The organism is Flavobacterium jumunjinense, from assembly GCF_021650975.2.
In the GTDB taxonomy this organism is placed as follows: domain Bacteria; phylum Bacteroidota; class Bacteroidia; order Flavobacteriales; family Flavobacteriaceae; genus Flavobacterium; species Flavobacterium jumunjinense.
In genome coordinates, this window is record NZ_CP091285.1 from 1,880,574 (window position 1) to 1,896,318 (window position 15,745).

Genomic DNA, 15,745 nt, shown 5'->3' on the forward strand with positions numbered 1-15,745 from the left:
GCACAAAATTAATCATTTTCATTATGAGAAAAATTATATTTATTGTCCTAGTAGCTTTCTCTTTTGCGAGTTGTAAAACTAACGCAATTATGATTCAAAATAATGAAGAAATACAAGATGAGGCTGCTGGTAATTATGAGATTAGCTTAGATGTTACTTATAAAGACAGTTTAGTAAAAATAAAAAAAACACTTCCAAAACCAGAAAAGACTGTTTTTTTAAAGAAAAGATTAAAAGAAAAAGAAAAAGCAAGATTTAATGACATTGTTGAAGATATTGATGATTTTTTAATTCGAGCTAAAATAATCGATAGCGCAAAAGTATATGTTGGTACTCCTTATCATTATGGAGGAATGAGTGAAAAGGGAATTGATTGCTCTGCATTAATCTATAGAGCTTATCAAAAAAATGATTTTTCCGTCCCTAGAACATCTATTGCACAGAGTGAATTAGGGGAAAAAGTAAAACCTAAAAAAGCAGATATTGGCGATTTAATTTTCTTTAGAACAACTCGAAGAAAGAGGATTTCTCATGTTGGTATGGTTGTTGAGAATTATAATGGAGATATTAAATTTATTCATGCTTCATCGAGTAAAGGTGTAATGATTTCTTCATTGGAAGAGGCTTATTTTAAGAAAAGATTTGTGAAAATTAAACGATTAATACTATAATAATTTTGAAAAAAATACTACTCTTTATTGTTGTAATAAGTTTTGTAAGTTGCAAAACACAGTCAAATATTGTTACGTCTAAAAAAGAGGCTAAAGCAAAAGGCATATACATATATGACTATTCTGTAAACAGAGACACTAAAGTAGTAAAAGTAGCAAAGGGTAAAAAAAGTAATAATTCTGTAGCAAAAACAGAAATACAACCAGAAGAAGAAAAGTCTTTGTATAGAAATAATAACAAAGCAAATTCCCTTGCTTTTGAAATTGTTGATTATGCACGCGATAATCTTGGTGTTAAATATAGAACAGGAGGAACAACAAGGAAAGGAATGGACTGTTCCGGATTAGTATTTAGTACATTCGGAAATTATGACATTTCATTGCCTAGAACCTCTATAGATATGTCCAGACATGGAGAAAAAATTAAAAGGGATGAAGCACAGCCAGGTGATTTAATTTTCTTTAAAACTAATGGAAGAACGGTTATTAATCATGTTGGAATTGTTACTCAAATTAGAGAAGATGGTGAAATTGAATTCATTCATTCATCTACACGTAGAGGTGTTATTATTTCTTCCACTGCGGATAATTATTATTCGAAAACCTATGCGCAAGTGAACCGTGTTTTAAGTAATTAATCTTCATATTTAGAAAATGAATGTATTAAAATACCCAATGATTACAATCTCAATTAGTTTTGTAATAGGTATTTTAGTTAATTATTTTTTTCTTTTATCATTTACCCAAATTTCATTATTCGTATTTTTTTTCTTCTCTATATTTCTTTTTACTTTTTTTAGAGCAAGGAAAGAACTCTTTCAAGATATTTATTTCGGATTCAATTGTTATTTATTAGTAGCTTCATTAGGTTCGATGGCGCATTATTTAAATAGCGATTTGAATTATGAGAATCATTATTCTAAAATAATGGTTAATGAAAAGAATGAAATAATTGGAACTGTTTCAACCATTATTAAAGCGAATGAAAAATACAATAAGTACATTGTAGCTTTAGAAAAATGTAATAACAAAAAGAGTATTGGAAAAATACTTTTGTACTATTCAAAAGAAGATACCTTAGGATTAAGAGTTGGACAAAGGATAGTATTCTATGAAAAATTGAATAAAACTCCAAAAGCATTTAATCCGAATCAATTTGATTATTCAAAGTATCTTGAAAAACAGAATATTTACCATCAAGTTTTTTGTAAACAGAATAAAATTGTAAAATTAGGAGTAGTAAAGGGCTATGAGTACTTTTTTCAAGAAATGAGAACTAAACTGAGGGAAAGTTTTTCCATTCATGGTTTTGATGTAAAGACGAGGTCAATTTTAGAGGCTTTAATCCTTGGACAAAGAAGTTATATGGATAAAGAAACAATGAATGATTATTCTAAAGCAGGAGTTATTCATATTCTAGCCATTTCAGGACTACATATAGGTATTCTTTTTGTTTTCTTATCAGGTTTGTTGAAACCACTTGAAAAAAAGAAATACGGTAGGTATTTAAAGTTAATAATAATTATTACTCTTTTATGGGGTTTTGCGATTATTACAGGTTTTTCAGCTTCTGTGGCTAGAGCGGTAACACTATTTACTTTTGTCAGTATTGGAAAATTTTATTATCGCCAACTTGGTGTTTATAATGGAATTGCAATTTCAGCTTTGGCTTTGTTAGCTTATAATCCAAATTTTATTTTTGATATAGGTTTTCAACTAAGTTATTCGGCTGTAATCTCAATATTATTATTTCAGCCTTTTTATGAGAAAGCCTATTTTACGAAGAATAAAGTAGGTATCTATTTTATAGATATAATTCTAGTTTCTTTAGCTGCTCAAATTGGTGTTTTGCCCTTAAGTTTGTATTACTTTAATCAGTTGCCATTGCTTTTTTTGGTTGCAAATCTATTGGTTATTCCTGTTGCAAGTGGTATTCTAATAATTGGAATAATAACACTGATTTTAAATTTCGTTTTTCAACCTTTAGCCGTAATATTAGGTAAAATAATTACCTATCTAATTTGGTTAATGAATAATTATGTTGCCTATATCTCAAAGATTGAAAAAGGTAGTATAAATAATATTTCTTTCAATTTATTATTAGTGGTTTTATTGTATTTGTTTATTATTGCACTTGTCTTTTTGATGTATAATAGGAAATGGTATGCCTTTCGAAATCTAATTTTTAGTATATTATTGTTTCAAGTAGCCTATGTTTTGATAAAAAAGAATGAAGCTAATTATGATGAATTTTTAGTTTATAATAGTAAAAAGAGTTTAATTTCAATTAAGCGAAAAAATCAAGCTATTTTTTATACAAATTCTGAAGGAAATAATAATATTATCATTGATGACTATATTCAAAGTACGTTTATAGATTCAGTTAAGATAGAACCATTGCAAAACGTTTTACTTTATAATGATAGAAGAGTTCTAATTATTGATAGCAATTCAGTGTATAGGATAAGTTTAAAACCAGATATTGTTGTTTTAACATATAGTCCTAAGATTAATTTAGAACGACTTATAAGTGAAACTAAACCACAAATTATAATAGCAGATAACAGTAATCCATTTTATAAAATTGAACAATGGAAAACTACTTGTAGAAAAGAAAAAATCCCTTTTCATGCAACAGCAGAAAAGGGATTTTATAGATTAAAATAATTTTATTTCTTTTTTGAAACAATTCCATCTGCAACGGCTAGCCATTTTTCAGGTCCACCAGCAACATATCCAGTACTTCCCAATCCATTTAGATTCATTTTACCTTCGTCACTTTTTTTAGGAGTAACAAACCAAACAGTAGGATATCCTCTAACTTGGAATATACTTTGTAATTGGCTGTTCTGAGCTTTTATGGTAGCATCTTGAGCTGTTCTTCTAGGAAAATCTAACTCTACTAAAATCACATTTTCTTTTGCCCATTTTCCAAATTCTGAAGTTTTTAAAACCTCTTTTTGTAATCGAATACACCAACCGCACCAATCTGAACCAGTAAAGAAAAGTAGCATTGGCTTTTTCTCTTTAATAGATAATTCAGAAGCTTTGTTCATATCTGTATGCCAAATTAGTTCTTGAGCATTGCTCATGCTAAAACTTATCAAAAACAGTACTAAAAATATCTTTTTCATTTTCCTTTTAATTAAACGTTATAACAAAATTAGGCAAAAAGAATGCCAACATTTGTTTGTTATCTAACACCATGCATTAGTTTTTTTATAATTGGAGTCATTAAAATAGAGAATAAACCAACGATAACAGATACTATAGTTAACATCCAAAAGAAGTAACTTAGCCCATGTTCGTTAGCAATTTTATCAATATTTTCTCCAAATTTACCAGCACCTTTCATACCAATTGCAACCGCTAAATACCAAACTCCAAACATGAATGCAATCATTCTTGCAGGCACTAATTTACTTACGTATGATAATCCTACAGGAGAAATACATAGTTCTCCCATTGTATGGAATAAATAGACAAGAATTAACCAAATCATACTTACTGAAGCAGTTTTTGCTCCAGGCTCAATTCCTGTTGCTCCAATTGCAACACATGCCATACCTAAAGCTAATAATCCCATACCAATACCATATTTCATATTTGCATTTGGGTTGTATTTGCTTTCCCACCATTTAGAAAATAATGGTGCTAATGCAATTATAAATAAGGAATTCAAAGTAGAGAACCAAGTTGCTGGTACTTCTGTAACACCTTCTGTTACCTTATCTATTTTCAGCATCTGTAAAGTAGCATCTGATAAGTCTATAAAGCCAGCAGTATAGAAATCTTTAAGTAACATCCAAATTGCAATTGCCCAGATGATTACAAAACTTGCTGCCAAAATAAGGTTAGCGACTGCGTAATTCTTAAAAGTTTGTTTGAATAATAAGTACAATACCCAAGTAATTATCGCTAATGGAACTACTGTTATAAGTGAATTGATAATTAAGAAAAAAGTACTCCAGCTTCCTTCTAATACTCTATCTGTATAATCACTTGCAAATATTGTTAATGAGTTAGGTGACTGTTCGAAAATAGCCCAAAAGAATATTGTTAAGAATGCAAAAAACGTTACTGCAATTAATTTTTCTCTTGTAATTTGAGAATATTTCATTAATCTTATTACTAATAAAATAACAAATAAAATCAGTGCTGAAACAATTGCTATATTATTACCGTTTTCTCCTAGGAATCCGAATATGTTTACAGCTCCTCCAGAGATTTTAGAAGCAGGATCATTAATAATCCATAATAATCCTAATATCGAACTAATAGCAATTATTCCTAATTCTAAAGGTGTAAATGGGTTTCTTTTATCAGTGTCTTCTGCTTCAGACTTTGCTTTGCTTTCAGCTGTTGGCTTTAGACCGATATTACCAAAAATATTTTGTGATAACCAAAATTGTAACATTCCAAAGAACATGAAAATTCCAGCTAAACCAAATCCATAACTCCATCCTACCTTTTCACCTAAATATCCACAAAGAAGAATACCGAAAAATGCTCCAGCGTTTACACCCATGTAAAATAATGTGTAGGCTCCGTCTTTCTTCTCAGGTCTATCTTTATACATTTCAGAAATAATAGAGGTCATATTTGGTTTAAAAAAACCATTTCCAAATACTAATAAGACTAAACCTAAATAGATAGAGAATTCGGTTTCAATTGCCATGGAAGCATGACCTAAAGTCATTAATACAGCTCCAACAACTACAGCCCATCTAAATCCGATTATTTTATCTGCAAAATAGCCTCCTAACATAGTAGATAAATATACTAAACCTACATATGAACCAAAAAGTGCCGATGCATTTTCTCTAGTCCATTCCCAACCGCCATCTATAAAAGATGATGTTAAAAATAATATTAAAAGTGAACGCATTCCGTAGAAAGAAAAACGTTCCCACATTTCTGTGAAGAATAATACAAATAATCCTGCTGGGTGCCCTAAGACAGGGTTTTTGAAAAACTGATCTGTTGAATTTTGACTCATATATTTATTATTGTTAGTTAGTTTTTTATTTTTCGTTATCTTCAGCTCCGTGAGTTAAGCGTTGTAGAGGTTTTAATAATAGTATGAAGAGTGTTCCAATAATTAGAGTAAATATGAATATACTTAAAAACACAGAATATTCTCCAAAATCACTTGCAGATTCACCTACTATTCCTGCAACCTTGTTACCTAATCCTGTTGCAGCAAAATAAACCCCCATCATTAATGAGGCATATTTTGCAGGAGATAATTTTGTAATAAAGGATAACGCTACTGGTGAAATACATAATTCTCCAATAGTATGGAATAGGTATGCTAAAACAAGCCACATCATACTAGATGTTCCTGATTTTTCAAATTGCATTGCAGCAAAAACCATGAAAATAAAACCAAACCCCATTACAATTATTCCGACTGCCATTTTAAATAAAGACGATCCTTCCTTTCCTTTTAATTTTCTGTTAGCCCAATAACCTGCTATTGCTGTCGCTAAAAGAATAATAAAGCCTGCATTCAAACTTTGGAACATTACAGTTGGAATTTCTAATCCAAATAAAATTCTATCTGTTTTTGTGTCAGTATATAAATTCATTAGTCCCCCTGCTTGCTCAAAGGCTCCCCAGAATATAATCACCATTATAAAAGAAAGTAAAAGCACTAAAAAACGATCTTTTTGTATTTGATTATTTAAATCTTTATAAACCATCATTAATAATGATGTAATTATTGTTAAAAATAAAAACAATAAGCCATAACCCCATCCGAGTTTGTACCATCCAATTAGTGAAACTATTGAAAGAAATATAGCAATTACAAGTTGTTTTTGTGATTTAAATAATTTTTCAAATAAAAGACCATATGAAACGGAGTTTTCTTCCTTTGTTTGAGGTTGTAAATTTCCAACATGAATTAAATATTTTTGCCCCCAGATATAGACTAAAAGTCCAAAAACCATAGCAATACCTGCTAGACCAAAACCAGCATGCCAGCCCCACTTTGCAACAACTCCGCCTATAACCAAGGTTGCTAATAATGACCCTGTATTTATCCCGATATAAAAAATACTAAACCCTTTATCCCTTCTTATGTCACCTTCTTTATAAAGTCCACCAACCATAGTCGAAATGTTTGGTTTTAATAATCCCACACCTAATATAACTAATGCTAAGCCAGTGTAAAATGCCCAAGGATCAGTTAATACAAGAACACCATGACCTATACAAAGAATGATTGCACCTAAAAGGACTGATTTTTTCTGACCAAGAACTTTATCGGCTATCATCCCTCCTGGAATAGACATTACATATACTAGCATTGTGTACCATCCATAAAGAGCTAATGCTTCTTTGCTGCTCCAGCCTAGACCTGGACCTCTTTCGTCTCCTATGGTTTGTGTTGTCATATATAAAACAAGTAAAGCTCTCATTCCATAATAAGAAAAACGTTCCCACATTTCTGTGAAAAATAGTATATAAAGACCAATTGGGTGTCCGAATAATTCTTTTTGATTAACAGTGTTTGTATTGCTCATATTTTAATTTTTCTAAAAGAGAATTAGTTGTTTTTGTATATTTTTATATTTTATCTGAAATTCTACCGCCAATAACAGTAGATGCATATACAGCGGCAGCAGCGACGTCTTTTTAGGCTAAGGCTTTGAAAATTTCATTTACCGTATAGAGCATTAATAGAGCTCTAATTCCATAGAAACTAAATCGTTCCCATAGTTCTGCGAAAAATAAATAAAATAGACCTTTTGGGTGTCCGAGAAGTTCTTGCTGTTGACTTGCCTTGTTGTTCATGTTATAGTTTTTCTAAAATGAAATTTGTCATTTTTGTATATAATTGCAGTCTAGTTTTTCCACCATAAATTCCATGATTTTTGTCTGGATAAATAGCCCAATCAAATTGTTTGTTTGCTTGAATTAAAGCCTCAACCATTTTCATTGTGTTTTGAACATGTACATTGTCATCTGCTGTTCCATGAATTAAAAGGTAGTTTCCTTTTAGTTTTTCAACATGATTAATTGGTGAGTTATTGTCATATCCACTAGCATTTTCTTGTGGTGTTTGCATGTATCTTTCAGTGTAAATACTGTCATAATATCTCCAGCTAGTTACTGGTGCTACAGCAATTGCTGCTTTAAAAATATCTGCTCCTTGAAAAATACAGTTTGAAGACATAAAACCACCATAACTCCAGCCGAAAATTCCAATTCTTGATTGATCAACATACGCATAATTTCCAATTACTTTAGCTGCGTCAATTTGATCTTCAACTTCAAACTTGCCTAATTCTTTATAAGTACATTTTTTAAACGCTGCTCCTTTATATCCTGTTCCTCTTCCATCTACACAAACTATAATGTAGCCTTTTTGAGCTAACATATAGTACCAATAATCGTTGTATGAATTCCATTGATTTGTTACAGACTGAGAACCTGGTCCAGAATATTGATACATGAATACTGGGTATTTTTTTGAAGCATCAAAATTCTTAGGTTTAATCATCCAAGCATTTAATTCATGACCTTTCTCTGTAGTTAATGTAAAGAACTCTTTTGGAGCAACATTATACCTTGCTAGTTTTTCTTCTGCTTCATTATTAGAAACAATCTCTTTAATCGTGTTTCCAGATTTAGATTCGTTCAATGTATAAAGTGGCGCATTGATTGCGCTAGAATATGTGTTTATGAAGTATTGAAAATTTGGACTAAAAATAGCGTTGTTAGTTCCTGTTTTAGAAGAAAGTCTAGTTTTCGATTTTCCGTTGATTTTAACAGAATAAACATCTCTATTTATTGACCCATTTTCAACAGATTGATAGTAGATAGTTTTGTTTTTCTCATCAAAACCATAATAATTAGTTACTTCCCATTTACCTGATGTGATTTGTTTTTTTAGTTTACCAGATTTATCATAATGATATATATGATTGAAGCCGTCTTTTTCGGAAGTCCAAATAAAACTATTGTCTTCTAAGAAGGTAAGATTGTCAGTAATGTCAATATATGCTTTATCTGTTTCATTTAAAACAATTTCAGTATTTCCAGAGTTTGCATCAACAAAATGTAAATCCAAGTTGTTTTGATGACGGTTTATAACTTGAACACTAAGGGTGTTTGCTTCATTTGTCCATTTAATTCTAGGAATATAGAAATCGTTGTAGTCACCAAGGTTAATTTTTTTAGAAACATTAGATTTTAAGTCATAAACATGTAGAGAAACATTTGCATTTTTTTCTCCTGCTTTTGGATATTTAAAAACATATTGTGAAGGATATAAACCTTCATTGTACATATCCATAGAAAATTCAGGCACTTCTGTTTCATCAAAACGAATAAAAGCAATTTTATCACCAGACATATTCCAATCATACGCTTTTACAAAAGCAAACTCTTCTTCATATACCCAATCAGTAATTCCATTTATAATTGCGTTTTTCTTTCCATCAGTCGTAATTTGTAAATGTGTTTTTGAAACAACATCATAAACATATAAATCATTTTCAAAAGCATAAGCAATTTTAGAACCATCAGCTGAGAAAGTTGGTTCTTGAATTTGTTTATCTGTAAACTTTGTTAGGTTTTTAGTTGGAATATCATATACGAAATAATCAGCAGTAAAAGAATGTCTGAAAATTTGATTAGTGTTTGTGGCAATAAGTATTTTACTCTCAGTTTTATCAAAAGTATAACTATCAATCGACTGTAGTTCACTATGATTTTTAGTATCTATGAGGTTGCTTACTTTTTCAAGAGTCTTGAAGTCGTATAAATCAATCTGTGTTGACTTAGTTTGTCTGTTGGAATTTAATACGGTGTATTGATTTGTATTCTTCATTGCTTGAAGTTCGTCCATTCCAGAAGTTCTAAATGATCCAGACCAAATCTCTTCAAGTGTGATATTTTGTTGTGCAGTAACTGAAAAAGAAGTTACAAACAAGAATAATGCGGTAAAATTCTTTAATAACATATGTAGTTTTTTTTATTAAAAACCCCCAATAATATGAATTTTTTGCGACATATCCATCAAATTTAACTTATTTTGGTCGCTATATTTTTTTTTTATACATTTATAGAATAAACCACCTGCTATTATCTTTTATGGTTAAATTTTACTATTTAATTTTTTTTTCATTATTTCTGCTATCCTATACCCTACATGGTCAGCAATATAATTTTGAAATAATAAATCAAGAAAGGGGATTTCCTTCCTCTTCAGTCAACAAAATTCTTAAGAGTAATGATGGCTTACTGTGGTATGGAACAAATGGAGCAGGATTGGTTCGTTATGATGGAAACAGCTTTATTCATTACAACCGATTTAAAAATTTAGAAAATCTTTTTATCACAGACATTATCGAAGATAAAAATAAAAATCTGTTGCTAACAACGAGATACAAAGGTTTATTTGTCTTTGATGGAAGGAAAATCATTAAAGAAATTGATTATATCAAGTATAATGATGAAATTGATGTTGTCCAAAAACTTGTAAAAATCAATAATAAAATTTATGGAATATCTTCCAACAGAATTTATCTGATTAATGATGATTTTACTATTAAGCCTGTACTTAGTATTTTTGATAAAAAAATAACAAAAATAAATTCTATTACTGCAATTGGGTCAGACAGTTTTATTGTTGCCACAGATATTGGGTTGTATCAATATTTGAATAATAATTTTTTTCTTATCGACTTTGAGGGAAATAATATTTGCCTTTCGGAGAATAATAAGACATTTAATTATGTTGGAGACAAGAATGGGAACATTTATATTATTCAGTTTAGTAATGAGAAATATATTTATAATCGATTAATTACAACGATTAAAGATTCTGACGGTAATAATTTCAATATCGACAATATATACAGAGCAAATTCTGGAAATATTTGGATATCGAGTAAAGGATTTGAAGGTGTTGGAGTGCTTTACAAGAATGGAAGTCATTTAATTATTAATAAGAAAAACGGTTTTCCTAGAACTGAAATAAATACCATTTTTGTAGACAATAGTAGTTTGTTTATTGGTTCTAATTCACTTGGAGTAATTCAATTTAGTGATCAGACTTTTGTGAAATATAATGAATCTCCAGAGTTAAGTTCAAAATCAATACATGCCGTTGTAGAAAGAGATGATCATTTGTTTGTCTATAGTTTAGACAATGGATTAAACATGTTTAGAAAAGAAGGTTTTTTTATATTGGATTTTGAGAAGAGAATACCTGTAAAAGAAAAAATAAATTTATTATTTAAATCTAAAAATAATGAAGTAGTAATAGGCTCTAAGAGAGGATTATGGACCTATGTTTCAGATTCTGTAAATACCGTTATTCCGGAAATCTATGTAGAAGACATTAAACAAGATGAAAAAGGTAGATTCTGGATAAGTACAAAAGGAAATGGATTATTAATTACAGATTCAGCATTTAATATAAAGTACAGGCTTTTTACAAATGCAAAAGTTTGTTACAACTCTATATATGTAAAAGATAATCTTTGGTATGTTTCAACATCATTAGGCTTGCATGAAGTTTTCGAAGAAAATGGAACGTTTGTTATAAAGGATAAATTAATAAAAGATTTATTGTTTTTAACCACCAAAGACAAGCATAATACAATTTGGTATTCAGGAGAAAACACGATTTATTCGGTAAATAATGGAAATGTAAAATCGTTTGGCACAAAAGACGGTCTGTCTTCCACATTAGTTTATACCTTAACAGGAATTGGGAATAATATTTTAATTGGTTCTAATTTTGGTTTAGAAAAAATAATTTCAGACGATAAAGGTAACGTGTTCAATGTAGAAAGTTTAAATTCTACAAATATGTTTGATGGTGTTGAAACCAATATGAAATCAGATTTTATAGATAGTAATGGTAATATATATTTTGGAACAGTAAAAGGGTTGTACAAGTTTTATTTTAAAAATAAAAATTCAAGAAGGCACGTTCCAATATTTTTAACTCGATTTCTTGTTAATAATAAAGATTGGGAAACTACAGATAACAAGTATTTTAATGTTCCAAAAAGAAATACTTCTTTTGCGCATAACGAAAGTACATTAACATTTCATATAGGTCAAATTAATAATTCATTACTTCAAAGTAATTATTATTCATTTAGATTAAAAGGGTTGAATAGCTTGTGGACGAAACCGTCTAAAAGTAAAGAGGTTAGCTATCATAATCTTCCTCCTGGAAGCTATACATTCTTTGTGAAAGAAGTAGATGTTTTAGGGAACGACATGGGAAACTCAACATCCTATACTTTTAGTATAAATCCACCTTTTTATGCGTCTTGGTGGTTTGTTTTTCTTTTGTGTTCGTTAATAATTATAGCTTTTAATTATTTAGTAAGAGATTCATCAAAGTACAATAAAGATTTTGTGAAAAGCATTTCTGAAAATGAAATGCAGTCTGACTTGAAAAGTTATTTCCTATACATTGGTATTATAATAATATTCACACAACTAGCCTATTTTATCTTTGAAATCTATAACGAGAAGGAACTTGTAATAAAAACAGTATTAGGATTTTGTTCTTTATTCCTTTATTTTCTTTCCTATATTAGAAAAATCAGAGTCAATTTAGAACGAATATTTACGGTTTTCTTCATTATTATAACAATAATTGTCTTTACGAATTTGACATATTCGGAAGTTACTTTTATAAATTTCTCAGAATTTTTGTTATTGATATTCTTCTCTTATAATGTTTTTAGAAAATTTAGCAACTATATCGTCTATACACTAATTATAATAGCTGCGCTGCTATGTTTCTTTATAATTCAAGCAGAAAACAAAGGAGTGTTTATTCAATTAATTAGTGCAACATTTGTAATTTTAATCATTAATTTTTCAAGGAGAATTAATTTTTTAAATACCCACGATCGATTGGTTTTTACAAATAACATAATCAACCAATCAAACTCACTTACTATTGCTAGCGATAAACTTGGTAATATAGTTTTTTGTAGCGATTCTGTTCAAAAAGTGTTGGGTTATAATGTGGAAGATGTAATGGGACATGGGTTTTGGAGGCTGACAGAGGATAAAGAATTCGAACAGATCAATTATAATGATAAGTTTGTGCCTAATACAGTTCATGTTAGAAAGCTTAAATTGAAGAATGGAGAATATAAATTTATTCAATGGAGCGATTTTAAATATTCAGATAACTTATTTATTGCAACAGGTCACGATGTAACTCAGAAAATTATTGCAGAAAAAGAATATCAAACATTAATTCAAAATGCACCAGATATTATTTATGATGCTAATAAAGACGGAATTATAACATTAATAAATGAAGCTTCAAAAAGAGTTTTAGGATTCGAACAAAATGAAATTGTAGGGAAGCATTTCTCAGATTTCTTGTCAGATGAAGAAAAAATAAAAGCATTAGAATTCTATAAGAAAAAAAATAGAGGAAAAACGGATTTCGATTCCTATGTAATTCCTTTAAAAAACCGCAAAGATGAAACATTGTGGTTTTCGCAAAAAGTAAGAATGAAACACGATTTTGAAAATAAAATTTCAGGTTTTTCATGCGTACTTAGAGATATAACAAATACTAAGAAATTAGAAGAGCAAATAATTTATAAAAACAACATATTAACACAGCTTTCAAAATATACAAATAAATTAATTCAAAAAGACAATATCGATGAAATATTCGATGACTCATTGGGACAATTAACTGTAGCAATAAATGCAGATAGAGTGTGTTTCTATGAGTTCAATATTGAACAAAGTCATGTAAGTCAAAAATTCGAATGGTTTGCTTTAGAAGATAAATTGAATATCAATAACCCTGATTTTCAAGATTTAGATATTAATAATTGTTCAGATATGTTCAATTCTTCTTTTAAAAATCAATCTTTCTCAATTACGGTTAAAGAAATAGAGGATGATTCTTTTAGACAGAAAATTGAAGAAAGAGGAACTAAGTCATTGTTGTTAGTGCCTGTTTTTCATGTTGATAGGTTAATTGGCTATTTAGGGTTTGATAGTTTTTATGAGGTAAGAGAATGGGGTAAAGAAGAAATTATTATCCTTGAAACCTTAGCTAATAATATTGCAACTTCAATTATAAGAATCAAAAACGAAAGAGCGCTTCAAGAAAGTGAAGAGAAATTTAAACTTCTCGCGAATAATATTCCTGGGGCAGTTTACTTAGTCAAATGCGACGAGAAGCGTACTAAAGTTTATTTGAATAAAGAAATTGAAAAATTGACAGGGTATTTAATGTCTGAATTTTTTGAAGGAACAATTGGATTAACCGATTTGTATCATCCTGAAGATAAACTTAAGGTAATGCAGGAAATTCAATACGCTATAACTAATCAGAAAGCATTTTTTATAACATCGAGATTGGTTAAAAAAGATGGAACAATAGTTTGGGTAGAAGAACACGGTGAGGGAATATTAGTAGATGGAAAAACAGAATATTTAGAAGGAGTTTTAATAGATATAACCGAAAGAAAAAAAGCAGAAGAGGCAATTTTAGCAAGAGAATTAGCTGAGACATCAAACAAAGCAAAATCGGAGTTTTTGGCCAATATGAGTCATGAAATTCGCACACCTTTAAATGGTATTATTGGCTTTAGTAAGTTGTTGTTAAATACCAGTATAACAGAAATTCAACATCAATATCTTCAAACAGTAAACCAATCGGCAGAATCACTACTAGATGTTGTTAACGATGTATTAGACTTGTCGAAAATTGAAGCAGGAAAGCTAACTTTACATGAAAGTAAAACAAATCTACATAATATAATTAACCAATCTGTCGATATGGTTAAATATACAGCACATCAAAAAAATATAGAGATAATTGTAAATGTTCAAGAATATATAGAATGTACAATCTGGAGTGATGAAGTGCGTCTTAAACAAATTCTACAAAACTTATTAAGTAATGCAGTTAAGTTTACATTAAAAGGTCAAATAGAGCTTAATGTTGCTGCTCGAAAAACTTTAGAAGGAACATCGATTATTGATTTCCAAGTGAGAGATACTGGAATAGGGATAAAACCAGAAAATAAAGATAAAATTTTAGAAGCATTTTCACAAGAAGATAGTTCAACAACAAGAAATTTTGGAGGAACAGGATTAGGACTTTCTATAACAAATAGTTTACTGAAATTAATGAATAGTCATCTAAAAATAGAAAGTGAAATTAAAAAAGGAAGTACATTCGGATTTGAAATTGAATTAAGAACATCGCCTTGCGAAACTCATGTAGTGCTTTATAATAATAAGTTCGAAAATGCATTAGTTGTAGAGGATAATAAGTTAGTGTGCGAAGTGATAAAACGAATGTTTAATAATCTAAAAGTACCTTGTACAGCTATTTCTTCAAAAAATAATATAGTAGAAATAATAAAGGAAGCAAAGGAATACGATTTGATTTTAGTTGATTATGAATTTTTGTCTAAAAAAACAATCTTAGAAATAATAGATGTTGTTAGTATTAGGAAAAAGACACATCTCTTAATAATGCAAAATTCCACTTCAGATTTCATTGCAAACAAGAATATAACAAATGTTCAGAACATAATAAAGCCTTTAAAGATTTATGTTCTTCAAAACTATCTAAATAAAATAAACAATCCAGTCAAAAAAAACGCAAAAGAAACGTTGCAATTTGTAAATAAAAAAATGCCAAAAGTATGTGTGTTAATTGTTGAAGATAACAAAGTAAACATGTTGCTAACAAAAACATTAGTAGCGAAAAGTTTTCCAAATACAATCATACATGAAGCAACAAATGGTTTAGAGGCAATAGAAGTCTTTAAAAATGCTAATCCAGATATTATATTAATGGATATTCAAATGCCTGTAATGAATGGATATGAGGCAACAGAAATTATTAGAAAGATCAATTCTGAAATAGTTATAATTGCATTAACGGCAGGAGTAATTACAGGTGAAAAAGAGAAATGTCTAGATTTAGGAATGAACGATTTCATATTAAAACCAATAGACAAGCGACATTTCGATAATACATTAATAAAATGGATAAATGCAGTACAAAAAATATCCATTTAGTATCTTTGCAGACTTAT

At 29.4% G+C, this 15,745-nt stretch carries 9 protein-coding genes; 4 read left to right on the top strand and 5 right to left on the bottom strand.

Annotated features, from left to right (window positions below):
- Positions 1–23: 23 nt before the first annotated feature.
- Genes L2Z92_RS08360 through L2Z92_RS08370 form a run of 3 tightly spaced genes read left to right on the top strand, consistent with a single transcriptional unit; the run spans position 24 to position 3,338 of the window.
- Positions 24–671, top strand: a complete 648-nt coding sequence (locus L2Z92_RS08360) for a C40 family peptidase (RefSeq protein WP_236458371.1) — start codon at positions 24–26, stop codon at positions 669–671.
- 5 nt (positions 672–676) lie between these two features.
- On the top strand, positions 677–1,309 hold the full coding sequence (locus tag L2Z92_RS08365; protein ID WP_236458372.1) for a C40 family peptidase: 633 nt from the start codon (positions 677–679) through the stop codon (positions 1,307–1,309).
- Positions 1,310–1,325: 16 nt separating this feature from the next.
- Entirely contained in the window at positions 1,326–3,338 is a 2,013-nt protein-coding gene (locus L2Z92_RS08370) for a ComEC/Rec2 family competence protein (RefSeq protein ID WP_236458373.1), read from the top strand.
- A gap of 2 nt (positions 3,339–3,340) precedes the next feature.
- On the opposite strand, the gene L2Z92_RS08375 is transcribed toward L2Z92_RS08370, so the two are convergent.
- From L2Z92_RS08375 to L2Z92_RS08395, 5 genes are all read right to left on the bottom strand, one after another.
- A complete protein-coding gene (locus tag L2Z92_RS08375) occupies positions 3,341–3,805 on the bottom strand; it encodes a thioredoxin family protein (protein ID WP_236458374.1) in 465 nt (154 codons plus the stop codon).
- A 59-nt stretch (positions 3,806–3,864) separates the two neighbouring features.
- Positions 3,865–5,670 carry a peptide MFS transporter gene (locus L2Z92_RS08380; RefSeq protein ID WP_236458375.1) on the bottom strand — a complete coding sequence of 602 codons (1,806 nt, stop codon included), beginning with the start codon at positions 5,668–5,670 and terminating at the stop codon, positions 3,865–3,867.
- A gap of 25 nt (positions 5,671–5,695) precedes the next feature.
- Positions 5,696–7,201 carry a peptide MFS transporter gene (locus tag L2Z92_RS08385; RefSeq protein WP_236458376.1) on the bottom strand — a complete coding sequence of 502 codons (1,506 nt, stop codon included), beginning with the start codon at positions 7,199–7,201 and terminating at the stop codon, positions 5,696–5,698.
- A gap of 112 nt (positions 7,202–7,313) precedes the next feature.
- Positions 7,314–7,472 (bottom strand): hypothetical protein, encoded by a 159-nt coding sequence (locus tag L2Z92_RS08390; RefSeq protein WP_236458377.1) that lies wholly within the window; start codon positions 7,470–7,472, stop codon positions 7,314–7,316.
- Between the two features lies 1 nt (position 7,473).
- The gene (locus L2Z92_RS08395) at positions 7,474–9,645 is read right to left on the bottom strand and encodes a S9 family peptidase (protein WP_236458378.1); all 2,172 of its coding nucleotides are present in this window, start codon (positions 9,643–9,645) and stop codon (positions 7,474–7,476) included.
- Between the two features lie 131 nt (positions 9,646–9,776).
- Between L2Z92_RS08395 and L2Z92_RS08400 the strand changes: the two genes are divergently transcribed.
- On the top strand, positions 9,777–15,728 hold the full coding sequence (locus tag L2Z92_RS08400) for a PAS domain S-box protein (RefSeq protein WP_236458379.1): 5,952 nt from the start codon (positions 9,777–9,779) through the stop codon (positions 15,726–15,728).
- The last annotated feature ends 17 nt before the right edge of the window (positions 15,729–15,745 follow it).

Coding starts and splice junctions, on each gene's coding strand:
- L2Z92_RS08360 (WP_236458371.1), top strand. CDS start 24: ATGAGAAAAATTATATTTATTGTCCTAGTAGCTTTCTCTTTTGCGAGT.
- L2Z92_RS08370 (WP_236458373.1), top strand. CDS start 1,326: ATGAATGTATTAAAATACCCAATGATTACAATCTCAATTAGTTTTGTA.
- L2Z92_RS08375 (WP_236458374.1), bottom strand. CDS start 3,805: ATGAAAAAGATATTTTTAGTACTGTTTTTGATAAGTTTTAGCATGAGC.
- L2Z92_RS08380 (WP_236458375.1), bottom strand. CDS start 5,670: ATGAGTCAAAATTCAACAGATCAGTTTTTCAAAAACCCTGTCTTAGGG.
- L2Z92_RS08385 (WP_236458376.1), bottom strand. CDS start 7,201: ATGAGCAATACAAACACTGTTAATCAAAAAGAATTATTCGGACACCCA.
- L2Z92_RS08390 (WP_236458377.1), bottom strand. CDS start 7,472: ATGAACAACAAGGCAAGTCAACAGCAAGAACTTCTCGGACACCCAAAA.
- L2Z92_RS08395 (WP_236458378.1), bottom strand. CDS start 9,645: ATGTTATTAAAGAATTTTACCGCATTATTCTTGTTTGTAACTTCTTTT.
- L2Z92_RS08400 (WP_236458379.1), top strand. CDS start 9,777: ATGGTTAAATTTTACTATTTAATTTTTTTTTCATTATTTCTGCTATCC.